The sequence below is a fragment of the Winogradskyella sp. PE311 genome (assembly GCF_046545555.1).
Taxonomy (GTDB): Bacteria; Bacteroidota; Bacteroidia; order Flavobacteriales; family Flavobacteriaceae; genus Winogradskyella.
The window spans coordinates 1,926,533-1,941,083 of sequence record NZ_JBHZTH010000001.1; the positions used below are offsets into that span (position 1 = coordinate 1,926,533).

Sequence of the window (14,551 nt, forward strand, 5' to 3'; positions counted from 1 at the left end):
TTTACACTATGTATAACTTATTAAAAGGAAAAAAAGGAATCATTTTTGGTGCACTAGACGAAAATTCTATTGCATGGAAAACTGCTATGCGTGTTCATGAAGAAGGAGGAACTTTTGTGTTAACAAATGCACCAGTTGCAATGAGAATGGGGCAGATTAATGAACTTGCCGAGCAAACAGGCTCTCAGATAATTCCTGCGGATGCAACTTCAGAAGAAGATTTACAAAATTTGGTAGAAAAATCGATGGAGATTCTAGGAGGTAAAATAGACTTTGTATTACATTCTATAGGTATGTCTATTAATGTAAGAAAAGGAAAAGCTTATACGGATCAAAATTATGCATGGACACAAAAAGGAACAGACGTTTCGGCAATGTCTTTTCATAAAACGATGCAAACATTATATAAGGCTGATGCTATGAATGAGTGGGGAAGTATTGTGGCATTAACATACATGGCTGCGCAGCGTGTTTTTCCAGATTATAATGATATGGCAGATAACAAAGCTTATCTAGAGAGTATAGCTCGTAGCTTTGGTTATTTTTTCGGTAGAGATAAAAAAGTTAGAGTAAATACTATTTCGCAATCACCGACTCCAACAACAGCAGGTAGCGGAGTTAAAGGTTTTGATGGTTTTATTGCATACGCTGAAAAAATGTCACCTTTAGGAAACGCAACAGCTATGGATTGCGCAAATTATACGGTCACATTATTTAGTGACTTAACAAAACGTGTTACTTTACAGAATTTATATAATGATGGTGGTTTTAGCAACATGGGAGTAAGTGATGCTGTAATGGATACTTTTGTAGATAATCAATAAAATAAATTACTTCGTAATAGTTAAACATCGTCAACCATTTGACGATGTTTTTTTTATTTAGTCGATATTATAAGAGGCTTATTTACCTAGAACTTCAATTGTACTATATTTAAAACCAAAAGGAGTTATGAAAAACTTTTATGTTACTCTAACCACTTGTATATTATTGTGTGCGATATCTTATAGTCAAACTTTGTTTGAAGATGAAGCAGATATATTAGGTCTCACAGACCATACTGGTACAATTGGTAACGGGAGCGGAATTAGTTTTGCTGATTATAACGGTGATGGATGGGATGATATAACTTTGCCATCAGCTGATGGTATACCTTTAAGATTTTATAAAAATTTCGGAGGTTTTTTCGTTGAAGAATTTATTTTGCCACAACCAATTAATTATAGAATACGCAGTGTTACTTGGGTAGACTATGACAACGATGGAGATAGGGATCTTTTTATTTCTAGCGATACATCTAACGGTAATAAGCTATTTAGAAAAAATTCTGGTACTATTTTAGAGGATGTGACGTTATCCGCTGGCTTGCCTCTAGATAATTTATTTACATATGGCGTTTCTTGGGGTGACTATGATAATGATGGTTGCTTAGATTTATATCTATCAAATAGAGATGCAAATACAACTATTATAAATTATTTATTTAAAAATAATTGTGATGGAACTTTCTCAGATGTAACAACTGCATCTGGTCTTGTTACTACACCAGCGTTAACTTTATGTGCTGGTTTCTTTGATTTTAATAACGATGGATGGCAAGATTTGTATGTATCTAACGATAAAAGTTATCCTAATTTCCTTTACAAGAACAATGGTGATGGTACATTCTCAGACATCAGTGATTCATCTGGTACAGGTATTATTGTAGATGCTATGTCTGTTTCTATTGATGATTATGACTCGGATGGTTTTTTTGATATTTACATAACAAATACTCCATCTACCGCAGGTACAACAACTACTGATGGTAGTGTACTTTTTAAAAATAATGGTGATGAAACTTTCACTAACGTTGCTCCGTCGATTGGTGCGGAATTAAATAGCTGGTCATGGGGAGCAAGCTTCTTAGACGCAGAAAATGATGGAGATTTAGATTTGTATGTTAGTTGTTCTTATATTTCTACAGACGGTTTTCCTTCATATGGGTTTTATGAAAATGACAATAATGGATCATTTGTAAGCTCTACTAGTGTAGGCTTTACTAATAACGAATTTAGAAGTTATGGAAGTGCTATTGGAGATGTTGATAATGATGGTAAAGTAGATATTGCAGTGATGAATAACTTAGATACTACACCTAATATTTGGAAAAATAGATCTATAAATTCTAACAATTTTTTAAGTATTGATTTAGAGGGTACTGTTAGCAATATAGATGGAGTCGGTGCTGTTATTGAAATATCTATAAACGGAAATAAGCAGTATAGAAATGTTATGAGTAGTGAGAGCTATATGTCTCAGAATTCATTTAGAGAAATATTTGGAGTAGGTACAGCAAGTGTTATTGACTATATTAAAGTTACATGGCCAAGTGGTATCGTAGATACTTTTACAAACGTAACAACCAATCAGTTAATAACGTTAGTTGAAGGTACGAGTTTGTCTGTAGACTTATTTAATGATTCAGTTAATGTTGCGTATAATAACCCAATACGTGACAATCTCAATATTCAGTCTTCGCATATTATAAATAGCTATAAATTATATGATAGTTTAGGGCATTTAGTTTTAGGAGAAAATTATACTGGTTATAACTTAACCCTTAATTTATTAAATGTTCCTTCAGGTCTATATTTTTGTGATATGCTATTTGAAGGAGGCAGGTCTAAAGTCATTAAGTTGATAAAGGAATAGACTTTTTATGTATAAGTTTTTTCTGCAATAGCATCTTTTTTAATCTCTAATCTAGTCTTTAGATTATAACAATTCTAAATAATCGATAAAGCGTATTTTACCGTCTATATTTTCCATTCAACGATTTGCTATAGTTAGGTGCATAAAATTTAAAGTTTTAACATATTTTTAGGGAATTACTAACTTAAAATAGATTAAATGAAGACAAAATTACTTTTTACAATTTTGGCATTATGTTGTTTCACTATAGGCTTTTCACAAGCTGATTGTGCAAATGCGTTGCCGATTACGCCAGGCACACCTCAAGCAGGTGATACCACAGGTCAAGCAGGAAGCTTTTCAGATTCAAACACAGCGCCTGAAGTAAATCCTTGTAGTACTTTGTATAATGACCTAGAATATTGGTTTTCTTATACGGCTACAGCGAATGGAGAAACTTTAGACATTTCGGTTTCGGATCTTACGACAAACTATTACGGTGTTTTTGTTATCGATAATTGCCCAGATTCAACTCCAACATGTATCGCATCGGATACCAATGGCTTTTCTAGTGCTGACCTTGCAGTCACTACACCAGCTTTAACGGCAGGTACGACATATTATATTGTTATCTCGGATTGGGCTGAAGGTTCAACTACGTTTACAATGAGTAGTACTGTAATAGCAGCACCAACTTGTTTAGATCCAACTATGCTAGCTGCAAACAGCATTACGACATCATCAGCTGAATTGTCTTGGACTGAAGCAGGTTCGGCATCATTATATAATATTGAATTAGTAGATATAACTGCTGGTGATTCAGCTACTGGAGTCGCAACCGATACTGGTGTTGGCAATCCATTTATGCAAATGGGCTTAGTTGATAACAATGATTATCAATATTATGTGCAAGCGGATTGCGGTATGACAGATGGTGTATCAGAGTGGGTAGGTCCTTTTTCATTTTCTACTCCTTGCTCTGTTTTTGTGCCAGATTACACTGAAAGTTTTGATTCAAGTGTAGCTCCTGATTGTTGGGTAGAAGCAGGTTCTGGAAATCCAATGACTGGTCCCGCTGATTTTGGTTCTGGTTTATGGAATCATGATGAGTTTGCAAATATTGGATCAACAAACAATGCTGCTCAAATTAATTTATATACAACAAATAGAGAAGATTGGTTAATTTCACCAACTTTTGATTTATCCGCTGGTGGATATGAATTAGTATACACTGTGGCTGTTACTGATTTTGCTAATTCTAACGTTCCGGAAGGGAGTGGAATGGGTTCTGATGACGAAGTACAAGTATTAATTTCTACAGATAATGGGGCTAATTGGATTAATCTTACAACATATAACCAGTCAAGTTTTCCATCTGAAACTGGAGATGTTGAAACTTTTGATTTAAGTGCTTACACTGGAAATGCACAGTTTGCAATTTGGGCAACTGACGGTACTGTAGATGATTCGGAAGATTATGACTTTTTCTTTGATGAGTTTATAGTAAGAACTCCTTTGGTATGTACTGTTGCTGTAGTAGACTCTTCAACTGTTTCAGATGATTGTGGTAATAGTCAATTTTTTGTTGATGTAGATATAACTACTGTTGGAGATGCAACTCAAATTAATGACGGGACTAATACATATGCTATATCTGGAACAGGTGTATTACAAGTAGGTCCATTTGCTGAGGGAACTACAGTAACTTTAACTGTTGAACATTCTGACGTTGCTTGTAATTTCAGCTTAGGTGATTTCACGTATTTATGTCCACCATCAAATGATGAATGTGATGCAGCAATTGCATTAACAGTTAATCCAGATTTGGATAATGGTACGGTAACTGCTGGTACGACGACTGGCGCAACTGCCTCCTCTCAAACCGATGATGTTTCAGGTACACCAAATACAGATGTTTGGTATTCATTTGTTGCAACTAATGAAGAGCATAGAGTTGAACTTTTAAATGTTGTAAACCAAGGTGGAGGTACCTCTACAAGTACAGATATGGGTATGGGTGTTTATGACAGTACTGCTGGATGTGAAGCATTAGTACTTACTGCAACGAGTGATCCAAATACTTTAAATTTAACAGGACTAACTATAGGTACAACATATGTTGTTAGAGTGTATGGATGGTTTACGTCAATTCAATATAACAATTTTGATATAAGTGTTGGGACGCCACCACCACCACCGCCAGCACCAGCAAATGATGAATGTGACGATGCAGTTGCGTTAACTGTAAATTTAGATTATGATAATACTGTAGTTACAGCAGGTACTACAAATGGTGCCACTGCTTCATCTCAAGCTGATGATGTTTCAGGAACACCTAATACTGATGTTTGGTTCACCTTTCAGGCTATTTATGATGAGCACAGAGTTCAATTATTGAATGTTGTTAACCAAGGTGGAGGAACTTCTACAAGTACAGATATGGGAATGGGTGTTTATGATGCAACAGGCGGATGTGGTGCATTAACTCTCACAGCGACTAGTGATCCTAATACATTAAATTTAACTGGCTTAACACCAGGTACAACTTATGCCGTTAGAGTATATGGTTGGTTCACAAGTGTTCAATATAATAATTTTGATGTTAGTGTTGGGTCTGATCCGGCATTAAGTACAAATGAGTTTGATAATCCTTCAGCTTTCACATACTATCCTAACCCAGTTAAAAATACACTAACATTAAGTGCTCAAAACACAATTGATAATGTTACTATGTATAATATGTTAGGGCAAGAAGTATTAAGAGCGACTCCTAATGCAGTAGACAGTGATTTAGATATGTCATCTTTACAAACAGGTACTTATTTTGTACAAGTGACTATTGCTAATATTACTAAAACAGTTAGAGTAATAAAGCAGTAATATTTTAAACATATAATTACGAAAAAGCCGCTAAAATTAGCGGCTTTTTTTTATATTCATTTATTAAAATTAATTAACTGAATGTTTCATAGAAATTCATTACTACTGCTATTCTATTTCGTTTTTAATACGATCTTATCTGCTCAGATTAGTTTTGAAAATTTAGCGTCCGAAATAGGTGTAGATGTCGTCTGTGGTAATTCTCTTTTTGGGAGCGGTATAACTTTCTATGATTATGATAATGATGGATGGGATGATATTACTATTGCCTCTGCAAATAGCGATCCTGTTCGTTTTATGAAAAACATTAACGGAAATTTTGTGGAGCAAATACTTAATATCCCTGCGAATAATTGGAGAAATAAGCAAACAAATTGGGTTGATATAGATAATGACGGTGACAATGACTTATTGATTACGAGTGATATAAGTAGTATAAAGTTATTTGAAAATCTCGGTAATATGATAATGCAAGATATTACGGTTGCCTCTGGTATGTTAATAGATGTTATGGAGACCTATGGCGCGTCTTGGGGAGATTATAACAAGGATGGGTTTTTAGACGTTTTTGTAAGCAATAGATCTACGACTACACCAAACATATTGTATAAGAATAATGGTGATAAGACATTTACAATAGTAAATAACCAAGCAGGTATATTAAATACAGGTATGTTATCCTTTTGTTCTGCTTTTTTTGATTATAATAACGACGGTCACCAAGATATTTATGTTGCAAATGACAAGCTTCAATATTCCAATACTTTATATAAAAATAATGGTGATGGCACATTTACAGATGTTAGTGTAGAGTCTGGTGCTGGTATTGCGATAGATGCGATGTCAGTAACAATTGACGATTTTGATTATGATGGTTGGATGGACATTTATGTCACTAATGATATTCCGGGTAATGTATTTTTAAAAAATAACGGAGATGGTACATTTACAGATATAGCGCAGTCATCTAATACCACTTTTAACAGTGTAGGTTGGGGCGCAGTTTTTTTAGATGCAGATAATGATAGTGACTTGGACCTTTATGTAAGTGGAGAACATAATGGGTCAGTTCCTGGCTATTTATCTTCCGCATTTTATGAGAATTATAACGACGGAACATTTAATTTAGATAATTCTGTAATACCAAATGACTTAGCAATTAGTTATTCTAACGCTATTGGTGATACAGATAATGATGGATTACCAGAAATCGCAGTTAATAATATAAATCATGACAATATTTTTGTTTGGAAAAATAATACCGTTACATCCAATAATTGGTTAAAAATTAAACTCCAAGGCACGCAGAGTAATAGAAATGGTGTCGGCTCTTTAATAGAAATTTCAATTAACGGTCAGAAGCAGTATCGATATACCCTATGTGGCGAAGGTTATTTATCCCAAAATTCAGCAACAGAATTCTTTGGTTTAGGTAACGAAATGAATGTGGACTATGTAAAAGTAAAATGGCTCAGTGGTATTGAAGATATCATTTATGATATTAATGCTAACCAACTATTAAATATTGTTGAAAGATCAACACTTTCGATAAATGATAATATAAAAAATACTTTTAAAATATTTCCAAATCCGGTATCGAGTGAATTAACAGTTAAAAGCGATAGCTCAATTACTAGAGTACAGTTATATAACATATTTGGACAAAGGATAATCACCCAATTCCCTCAATCTAATGAAGCAGGTATTGATTTAAGTACATTAAATACTGGAGTTTACTTTGTGAATATCTCTTCTAAAACAACTAGCGAAACGGTTAAAATAATAAAGCAATAATAGTATACCTTTGTACTATATGGACGCCATTCGTTTTTCATTTATTATACCTGTTTATAATCGACCAAATGAGATTTCAGAACTTTTAGAAAGTTTTTCAATGCTCCATGGCGATAAATCATACGAAATAGTAATAGTAGAGGATGGGTCTACAGAGACTTCTAAAGCGATTGTAGATTCTTTTGAGTCTCAATTAAATATTTCATATTATTTTAAATCAAATTCTGGGCCAGGTGATTCTAGAAATTTTGGTATGCAAAAAGCAAAAGGTAATTACTTTATTATTTTAGATTCAGATGTTATACTACCAATTTATTATTTAGAAGAAGTTAAGGCTTTTTTAAGCAAAACTTATTACCATTGTTTTGGTGGTCCAGATGCGGCACATGCATCTTTTTCTAATCTTCAAAAAGCCATAAATTTTGCAATGACATCCTTTATTACTACTGGTGGTATTAGAGGAGGAAAACAACAGGTTGAAGATTTTCAGCCAAGAAGTTTTAATATGGGTTTATCTAAGAAAGCATTTTTAGATTCAGGCGGGTTTGGTAAAATACATCCAGGCGAAGATCCGGATTTGTCATTGCGATTACAAAAATTAGGTTATAAAACATCACTTATTAAAGATGCATTTGTTTATCATAAACGTCGTATTTCCTGGTCTAAATTTTATAAACAAGTCCATAAGTTTGGTATGGTAAGACCAATATTAAATCAATGGCATCCCAAATCTAAGAGTTTGGTCTATTGGTTTCCTACTGCTTTTGGATTAGGATTAGTTTTTTCTGCAGTATTATTCGGTTTTAATATAATATGGCCATTGTGTGTATATGGTTTCTATTTTATTTTAGCTTTAATTTTGGCGCTAATATCTAGCAGAAGTGTCGTAGTCGCATTTCAATCTACGATAGCCATATTGATACAATTTTTTGGTTATGGATATGGTTTTTTAAAATCAACCTTTAATTTAGTAGTATTAAAAAAAGATCCTAAAAAAACATTTCCAGATTTATTCTTTTAAGTATCAATGAACTCAAGAAAGAAATTAAATATAAAAGATTATTTAAAAAAAAGAAACGTAAAACGTTTTAGTCTTTTTATTCTTATTGCGTTCGTATTTTTAATTTTTTCAAAATTATCAAATAGCTACAAGCAGACGATTAAATTAAAAGTAGCTATTACAAATATTGAAGATGAAGTAATTTTAGAAAATGATTCGTTAAATGTTATGGATGCCTTTATCGAGGCCAAGGGTTTTACATTAGTACCATTTTTATTCAAAAATTATAAAACTATAGATTTAGATGCACAGACTGATTTAGTTAATAAGTCAAATCATTATGTTTTTGATGTCCAAAAACATAAATATCTTATAGAAGAGCAATTAGGCTCAAGTTATAAAATGCTTTCAATTAAGCCAGATAGTTTAATAGTATCTTACTCTAAAAGAGCATCTAAATATGTTCCGATAGATTTAAATACGGCTATAAGTTTCACTTCTGGATTTGATATTAAAGGTGATTATGTATTAAGTATTGATAGTGTAAAAGTAGTAGGATCGGTAAAGCGAATTGCCGAAATCAGTGCTGTTACCACAGAAGCCTTAATATTACAAGAAGTAAATAAAAATATAGAAGCAGAAATTTATATTACAGGAATTCAAGATATAGAAACTTTTCCAAAATCAATAGAAGTTAGGGCAGAAGTAAAGCGGTTTACCGAGGGTAAAATAGAGGTGCCTATAACATTAGTAAATAAGCCAGCGAATACAATAATTAATTTTTTTCCAAAGACAGTTACAATATCTTATTATGTTGATTTAGATAATTATAGTGAAATTAAAACATCTGATTTTATTATAGAATGTGATTATAATTCTATTAAGGATAATCAAACGTACTTTATTCCTAAAATTATAAAAAAACCAGAATTTGCAAAACGAGTTAGTATGAAGCAGAAACGTGTAGATTTTATTAAATTATAAAATGGTAATAGTAGGTCTTACAGGAGGTATAGGTAGTGGTAAAACCACTATAGGTAAAACATTTAAATCTTTTGGCATACCATTATATATTGCAGATGATGAGGCTAAGGCTTTAATGAATCGTTCTAAAGTTATTAAAAGAAAAATAATAGCCCTATTTGGTGAGTGTTCTTATAAGGAAGGTAAACTCAATAGGCCTTACTTAGCTTCAAAAATTTTTAATGATAAAACGCTTTTAGCTAAAATGAATGCAATCGTTCACCCGAAGGTAGCCGCACATTTTAGGCATTGGTTAGCAAAACAAGAAGCACCATATATAATAAAGGAGGTAGCGATCATTTTTGAAAATAATTTACAATCCCAGTACGATTATATTATTACAGTTGTTGCAGATAAAGAAGTAAGAATTAAAAGAGTTATTAAACGAGATAATGCATCAACGGAGAAAGTAGAGGCTATTATTAAAAATCAGCTTTCAGACAAAGAAAAAATTAAAAAATCAGATTTCGTAATCTTTAACGATGATTTGGATGTTGCTAAGAAACAGGCTAAGGATATTCACAATAGCATTCTGCAAAAACTATAATACTCAACAGGTACCTGTTTTGTTAATGTAAGGTTAAACCTAATTTATTCTAAATGTTAAAATGTTAAATTTGGCTGATGGGTAAAAGATTGTTCATCTTATTGGTGGTATTAATGAGTTTGTCGCTTATTGGTATAATATTTGTTCAATCCTTTTTTATTAATAATAGTTTAGAAAATAGAGAAGACACCTTTAATTTAAGTGTTACTAGAGCGTTAAGTTACGTGTCTAGAGACATAGAAGAATACGAATTAAGAAAGTATATTAATAAAATACAACCGCTTGTTGTAAATAAGCAAAAACCTGATTCGACGACACTTAGAGAATTATATATATCACGAGATGATGATATAAATGATCAAACTATAATTCACCGTAATACGGTGTTAGAAGAGCACTTTAAAGTGCCTTCCTTGTTCTTTGAAATTAATGAAGATAGCATAGACATAAGTAGTTTTACTAACGAACGTGTCACTGAGTATTACAATAATTCTAGCATAGATGGTAGTAATTTATCTAAGCCACACAATAGTATTGTTGAGTTTTCGAGTTTACCTCTAATAGATAAACAGATATATCAATCGTCTTATAAAGCCATTTATAAGGATGTGCCAATGTATAGAAGAGTATCTGTAGAGCAAGTAAAAGCTTTGTTAGAGAGAGAATTACAAAGTGAAGGAGTAAAATTGGATTTCGAATTTGCCATATACGACGATGATTTAGCAACTAAAATCCAGACTTTAAATTTTAATAAAAGTCCAGAGACTACCATAGGAATACCTATTCTAATGGATACCAATAATGAAAATGGATATACATTATTTGTAGATTTTCCTGAAAGGAAAAAATATATTTTTTCTTCCATTTTAAAGATGATGATATTATCTATAATATTTACAGGTATTATTATTCTAGCATTCTCTGGGGCTATTTATCAGCTAATAAAACAACGTCAGATATCGCAGATTAAAACTGATTTTATAAATAATATGACGCATGAATTTAAAACTCCAATAGCTACAATTAATTTGGCTTTAGATTCTATTAGAAACCCAAAAATAATTAACGATCAAGAAAAGGTAAAGCGTTATTTAGGAATGATAAAAGACGAAAATAAACGCATGCATGCTCAGGTAGAAAATGTATTGAGAATTTCTAAACTAGAGAAAAATGAGCTTAATATTAGTAAGGAAAGATTAAAGTTACACGACATAGTGGAGGATGCAATAACACATGTAGAACTTATTGTTGAGGATAGAAAAGGATACGTTACGACACATCTAGATGCTGTTAAATCATCGATTTTAGCAAACGAAACACATTTTACAAATGTTATCGTTAATATATTAGATAATGCTATTAAATATTCTGATAGCATCCCAAAGATAGATGTGTACTCAGAAAATGTAGGAACAAATATTATAGTTAAAATAAGCGACCAAGGCAACGGAATGTCAAAGCAAGTGGCTAAGAAAGTGTTTGAGAAATTTTATAGAGAGCACTCTGGTAACGTGCATAATGTAAAAGGGCATGGGTTAGGTTTAGCTTATGTAAAAAGAATAATAGATGACCATCACGGTCATATATCAGTAGAAAGTGAAAAAGGAAAAGGCAGTACTTTTATTATAAAGATGCCGTTAATATCATAAAAACGAATTATGGAAGAGCAAAACAAGAAAATTCTTTTAGTAGAAGACGATCCAAATTTTGGAACCGTTTTAAAAGATTATTTAATGATGAACGATTACGATGTAGTCCATGCCAAAAATGGGATGGAAGGTTTTGAAAAGTTCAAAAAAGATGATTACGATTTATGTATTTTAGATGTAATGATGCCTTATAAGGATGGTTTTACATTAGCAAAGGAAATTCGTGAAAAAAATACAGATGTTCCAATTATATTTTTAACTGCAAAAGCAATGAAAGAAGATGTGCTTAAGGGTTATAAAGTTGGTGCGGATGATTATCTTAATAAACCTTTTGATAGTGAAGTACTATTAATGAAAATTAAGGCTATTATACAGCGTAAGGCAACTGATTCTGTGGCTGATAGTAAGCAGTTTGAATTTAAAATTGGTCGTTTTGATCTTAATTCTAAGCTTCGTTTCCTAAAATTTGATGGTGAAGACCCTTCTAAACTTTCACCCAAAGAAAACGAGCTTTTAAGGTTGTTAGCATTACATGAAAATGATTTAATGCCGAGAGAATTAGCATTAACTAAAATCTGGAGAGATGATAACTATTTTACATCTCGTAGTATGGACGTTTATATTGCTAAGCTTCGTAAATACTTAAAACCAGATCCTAATGTAGAAATTTTAAATATACATGGTGAAGGATTCCGATTGGTAATTAATAATAAAGAAGGTTAATAATTTATCAAAAAATCCGGCAGTAAAGTCGGATTTTTTTTGCCTATTTATGGAATGTTGAAGTCTAAATCAATACAGTTAATTGCATTACTATTTTTTCTATTTATAGTATGGATTATCTACTCTGCGAATGTTGGTAACCAAACTATTTTCTTTGATTTTGTTAGTGCTATTCCTTTTGGAGATAAATTAGGTCATTTTTTTCTATTTGGAATTTTTACATTGTTTTTAAACCTAGCTTTAGACTTTAAACCAATGAACCTGTTTAAGAAAATACCTTTAGGAACTGTAATAATTAGTATATGTATTATTTTAGAAGAATTAAGTCAAGTCTTTTTTCCTAATCGTACATTAGACGCATTAGATCTAATTGCGGACATCTTAGGAATATTGACGTTTACTTATATCGGTTTTTTATTTGAAAATAAAATCCCTTCTTTTCAAGAATAATAAGTATCTGTCTTGATTAAGATTGAAACTTTATAGAATCTATAACATCGTTAAAATCACGTTTATAATCGAACCAAATAATGGATTTATCTTTTCTAAACCAAGTAAGTTGTCTTTTTGCAAATCGCCTTGTATTTTTCTTAATTTCAGAGACGGCGAAATCTAAATCGTAGTTGCCTTCTAGGTATTGAAAAATTTCTTTGTAACCAACAGTATTTAATGCATTTAAATCTTTATAAGGAAATAAGCTTTTAACCTCTTCTACCAATCCGTTTTCGATCATTATATCCACTCTCTTATTAATTCTATCATAAATAATCGAACGTTCTGCCATTAAACCTATGGATACGGTTTTAAAATTTCTATTCTTTTCTTTATTTGTTAGGAATGACGAGTAAGGTTTGTTTGTACCAATACAAATTTCTAATGCTCTAATTAAGCGTTGCGGATTATCTAGAGCAATGGTTTCATAAGTTTTCTGGTCTAACGCTTTTAATTTTGCTTGCAAGGCTTCTATACCTTTCTTATCAAGGATTTTGTTTAGGTTTTGTCTAATATCTTTATCTATTTCAGGAAAATGGTCTAAGCCTTTTGTAACTGCTTTAACATATAGACCCGAACCACCGACCATTATTGCAAAAGGATTATCCTTATGAAGATCAGTTATTTTGTTAATGGCATCAACCTCAAAATCACCAACATTGTAATTTTCTTGGATAGATTTGTGTTGTATAAAATGATGTTTCGCAGCATGTAACTCATCTTTAGAAGGTACTGCAGTGCCTATATTCATTTCTTTATAAAATTGACGAGAGTCTGCAGATAAAATATCTGCACTAAAGTGTTGCGCGAGTTTTATACTCAAAGCAGTTTTTCCAATAGCAGTTGGTCCAACAATAGAAATAAGTGTATTAGTCATTATGTAATTTAAAACCACATTTATGGCAGAAATCAGCCTTATCTTGATGTTTTTCAGCTAAACAATTTCTGCAGCTTTGAGAATTTGTATGCACATTGTCAATACTGTGACCAAGTTTTTCTTCACCTTCGTTTTTTGCAGCTTTATTTGCACTTCTGGCATATTCGGCAGAGACAATACCCGTAGGTACAGCTATAATCCCATAACCCAAAATCATAATAATTGTTGTAATAAATTGACCTAACGCGGTTTGTGGAGCAATATCTCCAAACCCTACAGTAGTCAATGTTACAATACACCAATATACACTTTTTGGGATATTAGTAAATCCATTTTCTTCTCCTTCTACTAAGTACATGATGGTACCAAAAATCACTGATGATACTAATACAGCGAATAGAAATACTAATATTTTTACTCGACTTGCCACAATTGATTCTTTTAGCTGATTTGAAGCTCCTAAATAGCGGGCTAATTTTAAGATTCTAAATACGCGCAAAAGGCGTAGCGCTCTTAGTGTAACCAATGCTTGTGAACCTACTATAAAAAAGGATAAATATTTTGGTAATGTTGAGAGTAAATCAATCATTCCGTAGAAACTGAAAATATATTTCTTCGGTTTTTTAACTGCAATTATCCTTAAAATATATTCTAATGAAAAAAGTATCGTAACAATCCACTCACCGATATTGAGTAAATCATGATACTTTTCATCGATATGGTTAACACTTTCTAGCATTACCAAGACGATACTTAGAAGGATGAAAAACAATAATAAAACATCAAATAATTTGCCAGCAGGTGTATCTGCTTCGTAAATTAATTCGTGGAGTTTTGCACGCCAACTATGTTTTTCGTCTGTTTCCATTTTTTAAAAATACAAAAACTAATAT

12 protein-coding genes are annotated in these 14,551 nt (G+C 32.0%); 10 read left to right on the forward strand and 2 right to left on the reverse strand.

The genetic code is table 11. The features are described from left to right. Positions 1-8: 8 nt before the first annotated feature. The 10 genes from ACFWU4_RS08340 to ACFWU4_RS08385 all read left to right on the forward strand — a co-directional run bounded on the left by ACFWU4_RS08340 (position 9) and on the right by ACFWU4_RS08385 (position 12,739). On the forward strand, positions 9-824 hold the full coding sequence (locus ACFWU4_RS08340; RefSeq protein ID WP_411126725.1) for an enoyl-ACP reductase: 816 nt from the start codon (positions 9-11) through the stop codon (positions 822-824). A 127-nt stretch (positions 825-951) separates the two neighbouring features. Continuing rightward, positions 952-2,694: an FG-GAP-like repeat-containing protein gene (locus ACFWU4_RS08345; protein ID WP_411126727.1), complete on the forward strand. Its 1,743-nt coding sequence runs from the start codon at positions 952-954 to the stop codon at positions 2,692-2,694. Positions 2,695-2,892: 198 nt separating this feature from the next. Continuing rightward, positions 2,893-5,553, forward strand: a complete 2,661-nt coding sequence (locus ACFWU4_RS08350) for a T9SS type A sorting domain-containing protein (protein ID WP_411126729.1) — start codon at positions 2,893-2,895, stop codon at positions 5,551-5,553. A gap of 81 nt (positions 5,554-5,634) precedes the next feature. Further along, positions 5,635-7,347 (forward strand): FG-GAP-like repeat-containing protein, encoded by a 1,713-nt coding sequence (locus ACFWU4_RS08355; protein ID WP_411126731.1) that lies wholly within the window; start codon positions 5,635-5,637, stop codon positions 7,345-7,347. 19 nt (positions 7,348-7,366) lie between these two features. Next, positions 7,367-8,368, forward strand: coding sequence for a glycosyltransferase (locus ACFWU4_RS08360; protein ID WP_411126733.1), 1,002 nt, complete (start codon positions 7,367-7,369; stop codon positions 8,366-8,368). 6 nt (positions 8,369-8,374) lie between these two features. Next, a complete protein-coding gene (locus ACFWU4_RS08365) occupies positions 8,375-9,331 on the forward strand; it encodes a hypothetical protein (protein ID WP_411126735.1) in 957 nt (318 codons plus the stop codon). 1 nt (position 9,332) lies between these two features. Then, the gene (gene coaE / locus ACFWU4_RS08370; protein WP_411126737.1) at positions 9,333-9,917 is read left to right on the forward strand and encodes a dephospho-CoA kinase; all 585 of its coding nucleotides are present in this window, start codon (positions 9,333-9,335) and stop codon (positions 9,915-9,917) included. A 77-nt stretch (positions 9,918-9,994) separates the two neighbouring features. Beyond that, the gene (locus ACFWU4_RS08375) at positions 9,995-11,566 is read left to right on the forward strand and encodes a sensor histidine kinase (protein ID WP_411126739.1); all 1,572 of its coding nucleotides are present in this window, start codon (positions 9,995-9,997) and stop codon (positions 11,564-11,566) included. Between the two features lie 9 nt (positions 11,567-11,575). Continuing rightward, positions 11,576-12,289: a response regulator transcription factor gene (locus tag ACFWU4_RS08380; RefSeq protein ID WP_411126741.1), complete on the forward strand. Its 714-nt coding sequence runs from the start codon at positions 11,576-11,578 to the stop codon at positions 12,287-12,289. Between the two features lie 54 nt (positions 12,290-12,343). Then, positions 12,344-12,739, forward strand: coding sequence for a VanZ family protein (locus ACFWU4_RS08385; RefSeq protein WP_411126743.1), 396 nt, complete (start codon positions 12,344-12,346; stop codon positions 12,737-12,739). Positions 12,740-12,755: 16 nt separating this feature from the next. Here the strand turns inward: ACFWU4_RS08385 and miaA are convergent, their stop codons facing one another. Both miaA and ACFWU4_RS08395 read right to left on the reverse strand, forming a co-directional pair. Next, positions 12,756-13,658, reverse strand: a complete 903-nt coding sequence (miaA, locus tag ACFWU4_RS08390; RefSeq protein ID WP_411126745.1) for a tRNA (adenosine(37)-N6)-dimethylallyltransferase MiaA — start codon at positions 13,656-13,658, stop codon at positions 12,756-12,758. Next, positions 13,651-14,526 carry an ion transporter gene (locus ACFWU4_RS08395; RefSeq protein WP_411126747.1) on the reverse strand — a complete coding sequence of 292 codons (876 nt, stop codon included), beginning with the start codon at positions 14,524-14,526 and terminating at the stop codon, positions 13,651-13,653. Before ACFWU4_RS08395 ends, miaA begins: the two co-directional genes overlap by 8 nt. Positions 14,527-14,551 lie beyond the last annotated feature (25 nt).